The organism is Rickettsia endosymbiont of Proechinophthirus fluctus (assembly GCF_001602635.1).
GTDB lineage: Bacteria > Pseudomonadota > Alphaproteobacteria > Rickettsiales > Rickettsiaceae > Rickettsia > Rickettsia rickettsii.
In genome coordinates this window covers 614,381-628,007 of record NZ_LECS01000004.1, presented here as the reverse complement: position 1 = coordinate 628,007, position 13,627 = coordinate 614,381, and the positions used below count along the sequence as shown (strand labels likewise).

Genomic DNA, 13,627 nt, shown 5'->3' with positions numbered 1-13,627 from the left:
GACACAAGACCCCGTGGTCAAGCCACGGGGTGACATTAGGATATAAAAAACTATGAATAAACCGTTATTTGATAAAATTTTAATTGCTAATCGTAGTGAGATCGCCGTTAGGATAATACGTACCTTAAAAAAGATGGGGATAAAGTCGGTTGCAGTATATTCTGAAGCAGATACAAACTCAATGTATGTGCAGCATGCAGATGAGGCTTATTATATAGGTGATTCCCCTGCAACGGAAAGTTATTTATCTATTAAAAATATTATTTCGGCGATTCGTGAAAGTGGCGCAAGTGCAGTACATCCAGGTTACGGTTTTTTATCAGAAAATCCAAATTTTGCCAATATTCTTAAAAGAGAAGGTGTTGTTTTAATAGGACCGAGTGCTGGAACTATTAAAAAAATGGGCGATAAAATCGAAGCAAAAAAGATAGCGATAGAAGCCGGAGTTAGCACCGTGCCAGGTTATATGGGAACTATAAACGATGTTAAACAAGCTATAGATATTGCTAAAGAGATTGGTTTTCCGGTAATAGTAAAAGCAGCTGCCGGTGGCGGTGGGCGTGGTATGAGAGTAGTGAATAATCCCGCTGAAATGGCCAATGCTTTTGAGTCGGCAAAGCTTGAAGCAGCCAATAGTTTTAGTGACGATAGATTATTTATTGAGAAGTTAATTCAAACTCCCCGTCATATCGAAATTCAGCTGATTGCCGATCAATACGGCAATAGTGTATGTCTCGGAGAGCGGGAATGTTCAATACAGCGTCACCATCAAAAAGTAATCGAAGAAGCACCAAGTTCTTTTATTACTGAAGATATAAGGCAAGAAATGTATCGGCAGGTAATATCCTTATCTCAAAAAGTGGGATATTATTCGGCCGGTACCGTTGAGTTTATAGTAGATAGCAATAAAAATTTCTATTTTTTAGAGATGAATACTAGGTTGCAAGTCGAGCATCCTGTTACTGAGCTAATTACCGGTATAGATATCGTTGAAGAGATGATACAAATCGCAGCTGGCGAGAAATTATCATTTACACAAGATGACGTAAAATTAAAAGGTTGGGCATTTGAATCACGAATTTGTGCCGAAAACCCAAGCCGAGGTTTCTTACCTTCTAGCGGTAGAATTATAGCTTATTCCGAACCTGCAAAGAGTCCTAATATCCGTATAGATACAGGGATTGGGCTTGGCGGCGAAGTAAGTATGTTTTATGACTCAATGATTGCAAAATTATGTACTTACGGTGAAACAAGAGAGCAGGCAATTGAGCTCATGCATTCTGCTTTGAGTTCTTATATAATTAACGGTATTGCTCATAATATCAGTTTCTTAGAAGCGGTAATGCTACATCCACGCTTTGTGAGCGGCGATATTTCTACTGCCTTTATTCAAGAAGAATATCCTGACGGTTTTTCCGGAGCTAGTCTAACTTCAGAAGTAACTACCGTATTTTTAGCAACGGCTATTTTTATTTATATATCAGAGCAAAGACGTGCTTCTTTAATTTCCGGTAATATTAATAATCAGGCTAACAAAATAGGTACAAGGTGGGTAGTAACTATCGATGATAAACTATTTCCCGTATTAATTACACCTGTTGAAAACGGCTATAATATACGTCACGAAAGCGATAGAATATATATTCGTAGTAACTGGAATTTAGGTAATGAACTTTTTACGGCTATAATTAACGGTAAAAAGACAAATGTGAAAATTGAGAATATCAGAACCGGTTATTTATTATCGCATGCCGGTATTAGCGTAAAAGCCTTTGTACGCTCTCCTCGTATCTCAGAACTTGAAGCGTTGATGGTCTCAAAAGTAGTGGTGGAAGAAAGCTCTGAACTACAAGCTCCTCTAAGCGGTCAGATTGCTGCAATAAAGGTGAAAGAAGGGCAGGAAGTGACGGCAGGACAAGAAATTATGATTTTAACTGCTATGAAAATGGAAAACCTGATTCTTGCCGAAAGAGATGGGAAAATAGCTAAAATTTTTGTTAATGAAAAGGATAATGTTATAAGAGGGCAGGTATTATTAGAATTTGCTTGATATATTAGATTCTGTAAAGGATAATTCCATTATTTATATTTTCAGATATTTTTTAGTGAAAATTAATAAGATGTTTGCAGTAATAGTTGTTCCTATTTCAAAACAATCTTATAATTTGCAGCAAAGAAGAGCAAAAATAGATTAATTTAATTTTCCTTCACAGAACCTAATATATTGTCTTTCGCTTATAATTCACTACTATAGTAAACTCAGCTCCATTTTATGACAAACGTAAGGGTAGAGCCTATATATTAATAGGCAAGACAACGAACAACGAAGTACAAAATGGAGATCGGTTTACTATATTCATTTATTTAGAATTAATTAAGTCAAAATTTTTCTCAATAACTGAAATATTTGAGCTAGCTTTTTCAAATAGATAATGATTTTTGTTGACCTTATTATATACCCAGCTTCTGTAAATTCTTCTTGATTAAAGTAACACTCTCCTAAATAATATTGTGCTTCTTGATAATAATTAGAGCTTTTGTGTATTTTACTATACATGTCTATAGCTTCTTTATAATTTCTCATTCCTAAAATAATTATTTCCTTCCGTAAGATTTGGATGAGCCATGCTTCCTCCGTATTTTAATTAGATTTTTTTATAAAAAAGTATATATTACCATGAAATATGATTCTCATGTTTCGTGGTAATATATATGTATCTAACAAATGTGTAAGAGGTTTTGTCGTCATTGTGAGGAAAATTATAAGTTTTGATTAAGTAATCTAGTTGAAAAATACTAATATTATTAGTATTTTTAACGAGACCCTATGGACAAGCCACAGGGTAACAATTAGGAAACTGGCCCACGCAACAACGTCTATGCAGGAATGACATAAGAGCAGGCAATGAAGCAATCTTATCGTAGGAATGACATTATTAAAGCTCAGAATCAAATATTTTTATATCACCGCCTAAAGACGTTTCTTCATCAAGTCCCTCAAGGGCAAAAGTGCCAAATATACCTGATTTAGAAGGAGTATGTTCTAACCTAGAGCCTGTGTTAGGTTGTTCAGTTTCAACCTTAAAATCAGAAACATAGCCCTCGTCTTCTACTACAGTATTTGTATTTATTGGAATTTTTTTCCCGCTAGAATAATCTTCTAACAGTGCTTTAATTTCTGTGAAATTTTGTAAATCTTTAGATAGTTGTTTTTTGAATTTAGAAAATTTTTGCTTTATTTGTTCTGATGATAAATTCTTATATCTGTCATAATGTGATGATATACGTGTTTTTCATATCATCTCTAATATGTATTGATGGTTAGGATTATTAGCTTTTTCACACAATGTAGAAATCTCAGTGATTTGAGTAAGTTGACACGATACATCGCTATGTAAGTTATCTTTTTCCCATCCTTTAACATTATAGTTACCGTGTTTAAGTAAATATTTTACTATTGTGACCTGACCATACTCTGATGCAAGCATTAAAGGTGATACATCTGTATTGTTGTTAATCGTTACCCCTGCATCTAATAAATGTTTTTACCGCATTTAAATTACCGTATATTATTGCTACTTCTAGAGCTAGATCTAGATTAGCATTTTTATATAAAAGATACTTTGCCATTTCTTTTCTATTTTTTAAATTTGCGGTACTTAATGGTGTGTTAAACGATATTCAGTATTAATATCAAAGCCGTATATTTCAACAAATTTTTTAATTACTTCAAGCTTATTTTCGTTGATTGCTTTAAAAAAGATTTGCTTATGAAGATCGTTTACATTTTGACCACCTTGTGCTGCTTCTTCTAAGGTTGTATTTAAATAAGTTACTCCTTTTATTAAAAGATCACATGTAATGTCTATTTTGTCAGTTTCTTCCAAACCGGCAGTAACATTTAGTGTATTAGAACCATAATGACTAAAATTTACATTCACTCCTTTTTCTTCTACAAAATACTTTACTAAAATTAAACTTTTATTGTGTATTGCTTGTATTAGGCTGGGATTAGATTCAAACGTAAGATGATTAAGTAAATATTCAGCTTGTGCATTATTGTTTTTAAGTTAATTTACGATTTCTTAACTTTAAGTTGTATTTGATGGTTTGCTAATTCTACTTTACTTACATAATCAGGCATGAAATTTTTAGCAAACTCGCCTAAAGTTTGTTCTTTAATAAAGTCTCCATAATTATCAATTATCTTAGATAAATTAAACTCGCTTATTATCTCAATTAAAATCCTGTCAGTGATAGAGAAATCGGCATCTTTTCGAGCCTGTTGTATAAAGCGTACAATGTCTCTTGCGTATCCTTCTTCTATTAACTCAGCTGTTAGCTCTAAATTAAGTATTAACAAGCTACTATTATTCTCAAAACTTGCTGCTCCTTTGATATGTGAATACGGCTCTAAAATTAGCTTATATTCGTCACTATTTAAGGTTTCACCGCATATAGCTAAACCGCCTGTGATAGCTTCCCACTTACCTTTTTTAGAAGCGGCTATAATCTCTTTCATTTTATGCGGCAAACGTTTACCAAGCATTGGGAAATTAATCGATAGTTTTTTGCTTGCGTAATTCTCTAGATCGTCACGATAAATTACCGCCTTAACATTAATTTCATCTTTAATTAAATCTTCAAAATCTTTGAGGTTGTTATTATGTTTACTGATAATAGCTATGCTAGCAAGTGGCTGCCTTACCCTGATATTTTCAGTGCTTCGGATAAATAGGCTATTACTGCAAATATCAAGCACGTTATCCATAGTAGCAACCAGCTCGTGATTTATTTCAAAGTCTGAGAGAGTAGGGTAGTTGCAGAGATGTACGCTAATCGCGTCATTGCAAGGCACTGAAAGTGCCGTGGCAATCTTATGAGATACTCCTGAAATTGCTTTGTCAAGACTTGTGTCTTTCCTCGTAATGACGTTTGATTTTCCTGAGAGTGTCCTGTCGTTACGCTCCTCACAATGACGTAATCCCTTATATATCGCTTCCGAAATCATAGGCACTAGTGCCGACATCGCAATAGCCATGGTGTCTAAACATGAATATAGAGTATTATAAGCATTTTGCTTATCTGTATCTTTTTCGCTTTTCCAAAATCTAGCTCGGCTTCGTCTTATATACCAGTTATTCAAAACTTCAAAAAATTCTGAAACTGCATGATAAGCGGTTTGCGTATCGAAATTATCTAAGCTCTCTTCAATTTTTTGTACGGCTATTTTAAGCTTAGATAATATATAAACATCAAGTACGTTTTTAGAGCTAAAATTAAGCTTGCCTTTAAGTGAATCGGCATTAGCATACATCGTAAAGAAATGGTAAGCATTCCATATAGGTTTGATAAATAGACGAAGCGTATCAAATACCATTTTGCCGTCTTTATCAATTAATAGTTCATGACCTTTAACAACGTTTGAAGATAACATCGTAACTCTTAAAGCGTCAGAGCCGTATTTATCAAATAGCTCCAGCGGATCGGCGTAGTTATTAAGACGCTTTGAAAGTTTTTGACCTGTAGAGTCTAAAATTACGCCGTGGCATATACAATTTAAAAACGGTGGGCGATCAAATAAAGCGGTAGATAGCACCATTAAAGTATAAAACCATCCGCGTGTTTGAGCTGAATACTCAACTATAAAGTCAGCCGGAAAATGATCCTCAAACCACTCTTTATTTTCAAAAGGGTAATGGGCTTGCCCATATGGCATTGAACCACTTTCAAACCAGCAATCAAACACGTCTTCTATTCTACGCATTGTTGATTTACCGGTTGGATCGTCGGGATTTGGTCTTGTCAGTTCATCGATAAACGGACGATGTAAATCAGTAACTTTAACACCAAAATCTTTCTCTAATTCCTCTATAGAGCCGTAAACGTCTATGCGTGGATATTTTGGATCATCGGACTTCCATACAGGCAGCGGCGTTCCCCAGAATCTATTACGGCTTATCGACCAATCACGGGCATTTTCAAGCCACTTACCAAATAAATTATCTTTAACATGGAAAGGTATCCAGTTAATTTGCTGATTTAACTCTACCATTCTATCTTTAAATTGCGTAACCTTTACGTACCATGACGGAACAGCCTTATATATAAGAGGCGTATCTGTTCGCCAGCAATGAGGATAATTATGAATATACTGCTCGGTTTTTAGCCAATTTCCTTGCTCTTTCAGTTTGATTATTATTTTGTCATTTGCATCAAATACTTGTAAGCCCTCTAAATCAGGAATTTCTTTAGTGAATTTACCGCTATTGTCAACAGGACAAACAAGCTCAATACCTTTCGATTCACAAAGTATTTGGTCATCTTCACCAAAGCCTGGAGCCATATGTACGACTCCCGTGCCGTCACCCTCAACCACGAAATCGCCTGCAAATATCTTGAAGCTGTTTGGATGATTCTCGAAATAGTCGAATAAAGATTTATAGTTCAATCCTTGAAGTTCTGAGCCTTTAATTACCTCAAAATTTTCTTCACCGCTAAGTCCTAATTCTTTAGCATATTTAGAGACGGAATAGGCAGCTATTATATAACAAACATCATTTTTAGGGACTAATGCATAATCTATATCACTACCGACTGCTAAGGCTAAATTTGACGGCAATGTCCAAGGTGTTGTTGTCCAAGCGAGTATACGGTATTCTTTAAAAGATCCTGTGGTCGTAGCCACGGGATGAGATAGTACAAAACTCACCGTTACAGCTTTATCGGCTCGCTCACGATAAGAATTATCAAGTCTTGTTTCAAAATTAGAAAGCGGTGTTTCGCATGCCCAAGAATAAGGCATTACCCGCATAGATTCATACAATAACCCTTTATTATATAACTCCTTAAATGCCCAAAGTACGGATTCCATAAAATTCTTATCCATCGTTTTATAAGAATTTTTAAAATCCACCCATCTTGCTTGACGAGTTACATATTCTTCCCAATCATTAGCATATTTCATTACCGAAGCTCTGCAATGTGCATTAAACTTCTCTATACCAAAATTAGCTATTGCAAGACGTCCTGAAATGCCAAGTTCTTGCTCTGATTGCATTTCAGCAGGAAGACCGTGACAGTCCCAACCAAAGCGACGCTCGACTTTCTTACCTTTTACGGTTTGGTATCTAGCATATACGTCTTTAATAAAGCCGGTAAGCAAATGACCGTAATGCGGCAAACCGTTTGCAAAAGGCGGGCCGTCATAAAAAATAAATTCTGACTCGCCGTTTCTATCATCAATAGATTTTTGAAATATATTATTGTCTTGCCAAAATTTTAGTATCTCTTGCTCTAAGCCTGCAAAATCAGCATTCGAGCTAACTTCAGGATAATATTTGGTATTTGTCATTATTTTAGAAATTATTTTTAAACATATCTTCATTATATGCAAGAGAGGTCATAATACAAGAATTTTTAAGGTATTTAAGAAAGTAATAAGGTGTATTACAGATTAAAAGATGATATAGAAATTTTGTCTAACTCAATTCATTTCACTATTAGTTACTACCTATCGTTTCAGTTTCATAAGCCGGATAATATTTGTGCTTCGTACCCTAAATACTGCCACTCTTCATTTAAATATTTAAACATTACTTTAACTCTAGTATATTTTGTTAAATTGCTAAGGCACTGTGCTTGAGCATCACTTGTCTACTTTATTACTTAAATTTAGTAGGAGCTTTTGTTTTTGCTCTAAATTAATAGTTTTCATAAGAGCTAGCAAATCACAGATTTTAAATATTAAATTCTTTATTGTTATCTTTATACTATTAATATCTCCATTATATTTCACTTCGTTAAATTTTTCACTTGAATCTCTTTCTCTATCCGTGCTTTTTTATAAATTGGCTCATAGCCCTTAATTTGCCTTATACATACGTTATAATTTAATAGTTGGGTATGTAAATTGGTTTTGCTAAAGAAATATCATCATAAGTTTTTAATTTTTTCCTAGGTGGATAAGTATATATTGGCTTCGGTTCGATTTGTTTAGTTTCTTCCATAAGCTCTTTTTCTAAATATTGTTGTTCTTTGGTATAGGCGATTGCTTTTAAACCTACATATTTCTTTTCTGTTTTATAAGAATAATATTTGTCATCATTTATCTTCTCTTGAATATCTAAATTATTCAGAGAACAGTATCTTTAGTGTTTTTGAATTTTCACCGAAATAACTTATAGGGATAACTTGATTGTTAACTAATGTTCTATCATGTTCTTTATTAGAACATTCTTTTTTAAATTGAGTTTTCATATTATGTGAATTAGCGAATCAAAACAATATTGCAACTTAATTGTAAGCTAGCCCAAGCTTTGTCTGCTGTATATATCGGATAATTTTTTCTTGTCCTTTTTCTTCCGCAAGTAAAGCCATCAAGGAAGAAGAATCAAGAATTATTGTTATGAGAAGACATTATTGGGTTACAAGTTAAAATTTAGAATTTTCTTTATTCGCTTCTTGATATTTCTGTTTTAAAAATTCATCAACAAATGATTCTGATTTAGGACCATGTTGTTTAAACAATGTTTGAGCTTCTTTTACAGTCTTATGATAAGTGATTAAATATAATTCATTATTAACTTTATTTATAAGTTTCAATAGCATTTTTATATTTGATATGGAGTTAATATTACCCATTAAGCATATCTACGTAAACATTCTAACTATGGGGATCTTTGAAGGGGCGAGTAATTTTTTCATCTGTGAGAAAGTTTTTACTATATTTTCTACGGCAGTCTCAATCAATTTATCGGTTCCAATATAATTTTCCGATTCGTCTTGGATATAAAAAAGAATAGATGAAACATAAACCGAGAGCAATAAGCTTCTTTTGGTATAATAGTTAAAATCAAGAGATTTATCACCGGCATAACGCCAAATAGCATCACAACTACGGAATGCAACTTCAATTCCTTGTATTGGGTTTAATGCAAAATAAGCGGCATTCTTACTATGAATAATAGGAAGTACGGTTTTGACTCTAGTCTTTACGGCCAAAGATATTTTTTCTCTTATTTTTGATGGTTCTGCTATTCTCTTTAAGCTTTCTAGCATAATTTTATCTAAATACTCTTCCATGAATCCTACTATTTCGGATAAACCTTCTGGAAAAACTATTAAGCTATAGCCTTTTGCAAAACCGCATTTTTCTTCTGCTTCTTCGAGTAGTTTATTATTCCATTCATTAAACGGTAATAATTCTAATAAAGATTGTACGAAGCTTATTTTTTTGATATGGTATTCTTCTTGAATGCTCATATTTTTAACCTTGACATATAACTGAATTATAGGGTATAGTTCAATAAACCACAATATCTTTTAAGGAGAGTAATTTTAGTGATACTAGTAAATGTTCACGCCGGTAATTGTGATAATACGCTTAAGAATTTTAAGAAAAAGCTACAAAGAGAGCTTTATTTTCGTAAGATGAAAGAACAGCGTTATTATGAAACACCTTCAGCAAAGCGTGTTCGTAAAGCACAAGAAGCAGCAAGAAGACAGAGAAAATTTGCTCGTAAAAAAATGTTTGATGAATAAAATTTCAAACAATTTTCATACTAAATATAAAGCTAGAAATATTAATATTTCTAGCTTTTTTTATTGTCATCTAGTTGCTTGACCATGTGTGAACGTTCAAGATGTCATTCCTGCGAAAGCAGGAATCCAAAAAATAGCCATACAAAATTTTATGTATTTGATGAAATAAATATAATAAAAAAACAAGTTTTTATATATTTGACTGGATTCCCGCTTTCGCGGGAATGACATAACAACAATCAATGCAACAACACCCTGCTTTTGCAGAAATGACAATAAGGCACTTAAAACTTGAAATATTTTCAATTAGCTTTTTTTATATGTTATAAAGAACTGTTATAGTCATATAAACAGTATCTATGCTTAGTTATCTTAAACACAATTTATATTCTTATTTTTCTAGTAGAGTACTAATTTTTACTTTAGCAACAGCAGCTATTATTTTTGCTTGTGCTACTTTTTATGTGATATCTTTAGAATCGAAGAATTTTAGTACGATTATTGGATTTTTATTAGTTGATTTAGCAATTTTTTTAATTTTAGGTGTTTTACTAACTCAAAAATTTTTTACTAAAAATAATAATAACGATAGTTCTAAATTACAAAATCGTATTGTAATTGCCTTTAGTTTAGTTGCAGCTATTCCAACTATAATTGTTTCGGTATTTTCTGTTTATTTTTTTAATCTTAGTGTTCAAGCTTGGTTTGATAAGAAGATTTCTACGGTTCTTGATCAATCCGTGATAGTTGCAGAATCTTATATTGCCGAGCATAAATTACAGCTAAAAGAAACGGCTTTAGCCGTTGCTGAAGATTTAAGCGATATGTATTATGATTTAATTCACAATCCCGCTTTATTTACTAAAACACTTAATACTGAAGCAGAGATGCGTTCGCTTGATGAGGCTATTGTTTTAAACAAATCTACTAATACTATAGTAGCTAATAGTTATTTAAGTTTTTCATTATCATTTGCAACTATCCCTGCACATTTAATAAAAAAAGCGGATTTAGGTGAACTGGTGGAAGTAAAATCCGATCCAACCAAAATAAGAATGCTGATTAAATTAAAAGAGTATAATGATGTGTATTTATTAGTTGGTAGATTAGTAGATAATAAAATTATCGACCATGTAGATGCAACTAACGGAGCAGCTGCCGAGTATAATAGCCTTAAAAATGAAATAGATAATATACAGATTAAGTTCTCTATAATGTTTATCTTTATTGCCTTATTACTTCTTTTTGTAGCTATAAGTTTCGGGGTTATATTTACTGCTAAAATAGTAAAACCTATTAAAAAATTAGTTACTGCAACCGATAACGTTAAAGACGGCGATTTAACGGTACAAGTGCCTGAAAATGAAGTAGATAAAGACGAAATAGGCACGCTTTATGTGGCATTTAATAGAATGATTAAGCAGCTTTCTCGCCAGCAGCGTGATTTAGTTATAGCACAGAGGGCTATGGCTTGGTCGGATGTTGCAAAAAAAGTAGCCCATGAAATCAAGAATCCGTTAACTCCTATTTTACTTGCTTCTGAAAGATTGCTGAAGAAATTTAGCCCTGAAATTAAGGAAAGGGTAGAATTTGAAAATTATTTAAAAATGATTATTCGCCATACTAACGATATTAAAAATATAGTATCCGAATTTGTTCTTTTTGCACGTCTTCCTGCTCCTAAATTTACGAAGAGTGAATTAGTTTATTTAGTTAAACATATTGTTGAAGCACGTAAATTACTTAATGATAATATTTTGTATAAATTTGAGTCTAACGTAGAACAATGTGATTTTATGTGTGATGCTACCCAAATAAATCAAGTTATGATCAATTTATTGAAAAACGCAGAAGAGTCAATAGAAGGACGAGAATCCGGAAAAATAGAAGTTACTATAGATGTTAAAGACGATTTTATTAGCGTTATTGTAACGGATAACGGTAAAGGATTCCCGCCTGAGCTAATAGGCAAAGCTACCGAAAGCTATGTTACGACCAGCAGTAAAGGTATGGGAGTAGGGCTTGCTATAGTTAAAAGAATAGTCGAAGAACATTGTGGCATTCTAGATATAGCAAACAGAGCAGTAGAGGGAGCAATAATCGATATAAAATTTGATTTAAAAGAATTGGATTTAAAGGCTAAGCGTTTGGAAATGTAGTATTTTACTAGAGGATACAGTTCTTAAAGAAAATTTAGAATCAATTATTTATCACCTAATATGAACACAAATCATAAACAAAAAGCAAAGTTATGAATGTAGAAATCACAGAGTTTTTAGCAAAGGAGCTTATTGCAGAACAATCCCCTAAATGGTTTCATTTACCTATCAAACCGGTTGAATTTAGTGGTCATGATAATAGAACCTTTCATTTAGGCGATGAAATGTTAATTAGATGACCAAGTGCAGCAAAATATGTAAGTGCGGTTTCAAAAGAACACAAATGGTTACCAATATTAGTACCTAACTTGTCATTTCATATCCCTAAGCCTTGAGCTTGAGGTAAACCTTCAAAACATTATCCTTGGAATTGGTCAATATATACATGGATTGAAGGAAAAAGTGCAAATAGCTTTGATACTAGTAGCTTAAATTTATCTCTAATTGCTTCNAGCAAAATTTCTAAATGAATTGCATCAGACTATTTGGGAAAAAGCATTAAAGTCTCAGTGGAATAAAAAACCTGTAATGGGTTCATGGTGATTTTGCAAGTGGTAATATTATTATAAAAAATGGTAAGCTTAATGCAGTAAGCGATTTTGGAGGTATGGGTATTGGTGATTCTGCTTGTGATTTGGTAAAAATTTGGACTTTTCTACAAAATGAAGCAAGAGAAATTTTTAAAGAACAGCTAGCATTAGATGATGATACTTGGGCAAGAGCACTAGGTTGGGCTTTGTGGAAAGCTTTAATTGCTCCACTAGATGGTTTGGATGCTGTTAAGAATTTACAAATTATTCATGATATTTTATATGAGCATGAAAAATTATGATTGAGATAGCTATTTATAAATACTATATCAATGAGTAATAGACATCTGCGAAGTATATAGACTAGATTTTAACTAAAGTTTTGTAATTATTATAAACCGTTTAAAGAAGGATCTAAATCTAGATATATAGAACAAAAATAAAATAATTTCAAAATTGTAGTTGACATAGCTGATTATATTGCATATAACTACGTCTATCCAAAGCGATAAATGAAAAAAAGTCGCAGCTGTTTTTAAAAGTAAATAATTAGATATAGATAGTGACAGTAAACATATACATATCACAAAAGTGATAATTAAACCTGTCAATTTTTAAAGTAAAACTGACAGAATCAAACTTGAGAGTTTGATCCTGGCTCAGAACGAACGCTATCGGTATGCTTAACACATGCAAGTCGAACGGACTAATTGGGGCTTGCTCCAATTAGTTAGTGGCAGACGGGTGAGTAACACGTGGGAATCTACCCATCAGTACGGAATAACTTTTAGAAATAAAAGCTAATACCGTATATTCTCTGCGGAGGAAAGATTTATCGCTGATGGATGAGCCCGCGTCAGATTAGGTAGTTGGTGAGGTAATGGCTCACCAAGCCGACGATCTGTAGCTGGTCTGAGAGGATGATCAGCCACACTGGGACTGAGACACGGCCCAGACTCCTACGGGAGGCAGCAGTGGGGAATATTGGACAATGGGCGAAAGCCTGATCCAGCAATACCGAGTGAGTGATGAAGGCCTTAGGGTTGTAAAGCTCTTTTAGCAAGGAAGATAATGACGTTACTTGCAGAAAAAGCCCCGGCTAACTCCGTGCCAGCAGCCGCGGTAAGACGGAGGGGGCTAGCGTTGTTCGGAATTACTGGGCGTAAAGAGTGCGTAGGCGGTTTAGTAAGTTGGAAGTGAAAGCCCGGGGCTTAACCTCGGAATTGCTTTCAAAACTACTAATCTAGAGTGTAGTAGGGGATGATGGAATTCCTAGTGTAGAGGTGAAATTCTTAGATATTAGGAGGAACACCGGTGGCGAAGGCGGTCATCTGGGCTACAACTGACGCTGATGCACGAAAGCGTGGGGAGCAAACAGGATTAGATACCCTGGTA

General features: G+C 33.6%; 13 protein-coding genes and 1 rRNA gene (1 of these 14 only partly in view). 6 read left to right on the top strand and 8 right to left on the bottom strand.

The window, feature by feature from the left end:
* Positions 1–52 precede the first annotated feature (52 nt).
* Positions 53–2,050 carry an acetyl/propionyl/methylcrotonyl-CoA carboxylase subunit alpha gene (locus BG75_RS05190; protein ID WP_012151112.1) on the top strand — a complete coding sequence of 666 codons (1,998 nt, stop codon included), beginning with the start codon at positions 53–55 and terminating at the stop codon, positions 2,048–2,050.
* Positions 2,051–2,374: 324 nt separating this feature from the next.
* On the opposite strand, the gene BG75_RS05185 is transcribed toward BG75_RS05190, so the two are convergent.
* The 8 genes from BG75_RS05185 to BG75_RS05160 form a co-directional block, all read right to left on the bottom strand.
* The gene (locus BG75_RS05185; RefSeq protein ID WP_252903740.1) at positions 2,375–2,557 is read right to left on the bottom strand and encodes a hypothetical protein; all 183 of its coding nucleotides are present in this window, start codon (positions 2,555–2,557) and stop codon (positions 2,375–2,377) included.
* 736 nt (positions 2,558–3,293) lie between these two features.
* Entirely contained in the window at positions 3,294–3,488 is a 195-nt protein-coding gene (locus BG75_RS05180) for a hypothetical protein (protein WP_062811675.1), read from the bottom strand.
* 25 nt (positions 3,489–3,513) lie between these two features.
* On the bottom strand, positions 3,514–3,681 hold the full coding sequence (locus tag BG75_RS10685) for a hypothetical protein (RefSeq protein WP_368072232.1): 168 nt from the start codon (positions 3,679–3,681) through the stop codon (positions 3,514–3,516).
* A complete protein-coding gene (locus BG75_RS09100; protein WP_062811674.1) occupies positions 3,660–3,941 on the bottom strand; it encodes a hypothetical protein in 282 nt (93 codons plus the stop codon). The genes BG75_RS10685 and BG75_RS09100 overlap by 22 nt, the downstream gene beginning before the upstream one ends.
* 134 nt (positions 3,942–4,075) lie before the next feature.
* Complete coding sequence (gene ileS, locus BG75_RS05170) at positions 4,076–7,354, bottom strand: isoleucine--tRNA ligase (RefSeq protein WP_062811894.1); 3,279 nt, start codon at positions 7,352–7,354, stop codon at positions 4,076–4,078.
* 776 nt (positions 7,355–8,130) lie between these two features.
* Positions 8,131–8,259, bottom strand: coding sequence for a hypothetical protein (locus BG75_RS10390; RefSeq protein WP_014362393.1), 129 nt, complete (start codon positions 8,257–8,259; stop codon positions 8,131–8,133).
* Between the two features lie 174 nt (positions 8,260–8,433).
* Positions 8,434–8,643, bottom strand: a complete 210-nt coding sequence (locus tag BG75_RS05165) for a hypothetical protein (protein ID WP_062811673.1) — start codon at positions 8,641–8,643, stop codon at positions 8,434–8,436.
* 9 nt (positions 8,644–8,652) lie between these two features.
* Positions 8,653–9,264: a COQ9 family protein gene (locus BG75_RS05160; RefSeq protein ID WP_062811672.1), complete on the bottom strand. Its 612-nt coding sequence runs from the start codon at positions 9,262–9,264 to the stop codon at positions 8,653–8,655.
* 78 nt (positions 9,265–9,342) lie between these two features.
* Between BG75_RS05160 and rpsU the strand changes: the two genes are divergently transcribed.
* From rpsU to BG75_RS05140, 5 genes are all read left to right on the top strand, one after another.
* The gene (gene rpsU, locus BG75_RS05155; protein WP_012148483.1) at positions 9,343–9,543 is read left to right on the top strand and encodes a 30S ribosomal protein S21; all 201 of its coding nucleotides are present in this window, start codon (positions 9,343–9,345) and stop codon (positions 9,541–9,543) included.
* A gap of 359 nt (positions 9,544–9,902) precedes the next feature.
* Positions 9,903–11,702, top strand: coding sequence for a sensor histidine kinase NtrY-like (locus tag BG75_RS05150; RefSeq protein WP_062811671.1), 1,800 nt, complete (start codon positions 9,903–9,905; stop codon positions 11,700–11,702).
* Positions 11,703–11,794: 92 nt separating this feature from the next.
* Complete coding sequence (locus BG75_RS08785) at positions 11,795–11,941, top strand: hypothetical protein (RefSeq protein ID WP_012151101.1); 147 nt, start codon at positions 11,795–11,797, stop codon at positions 11,939–11,941.
* Between the two features lie 320 nt (positions 11,942–12,261).
* On the top strand, positions 12,262–12,534 hold the full coding sequence (locus BG75_RS05145) for an aminoglycoside phosphotransferase (protein WP_368072231.1): 273 nt from the start codon (positions 12,262–12,264) through the stop codon (positions 12,532–12,534).
* Between the two features lie 334 nt (positions 12,535–12,868).
* Positions 12,869–13,627: ribosomal RNA gene (locus tag BG75_RS05140) — 16S ribosomal RNA — on the top strand (it continues 737 nt past the right edge of the window).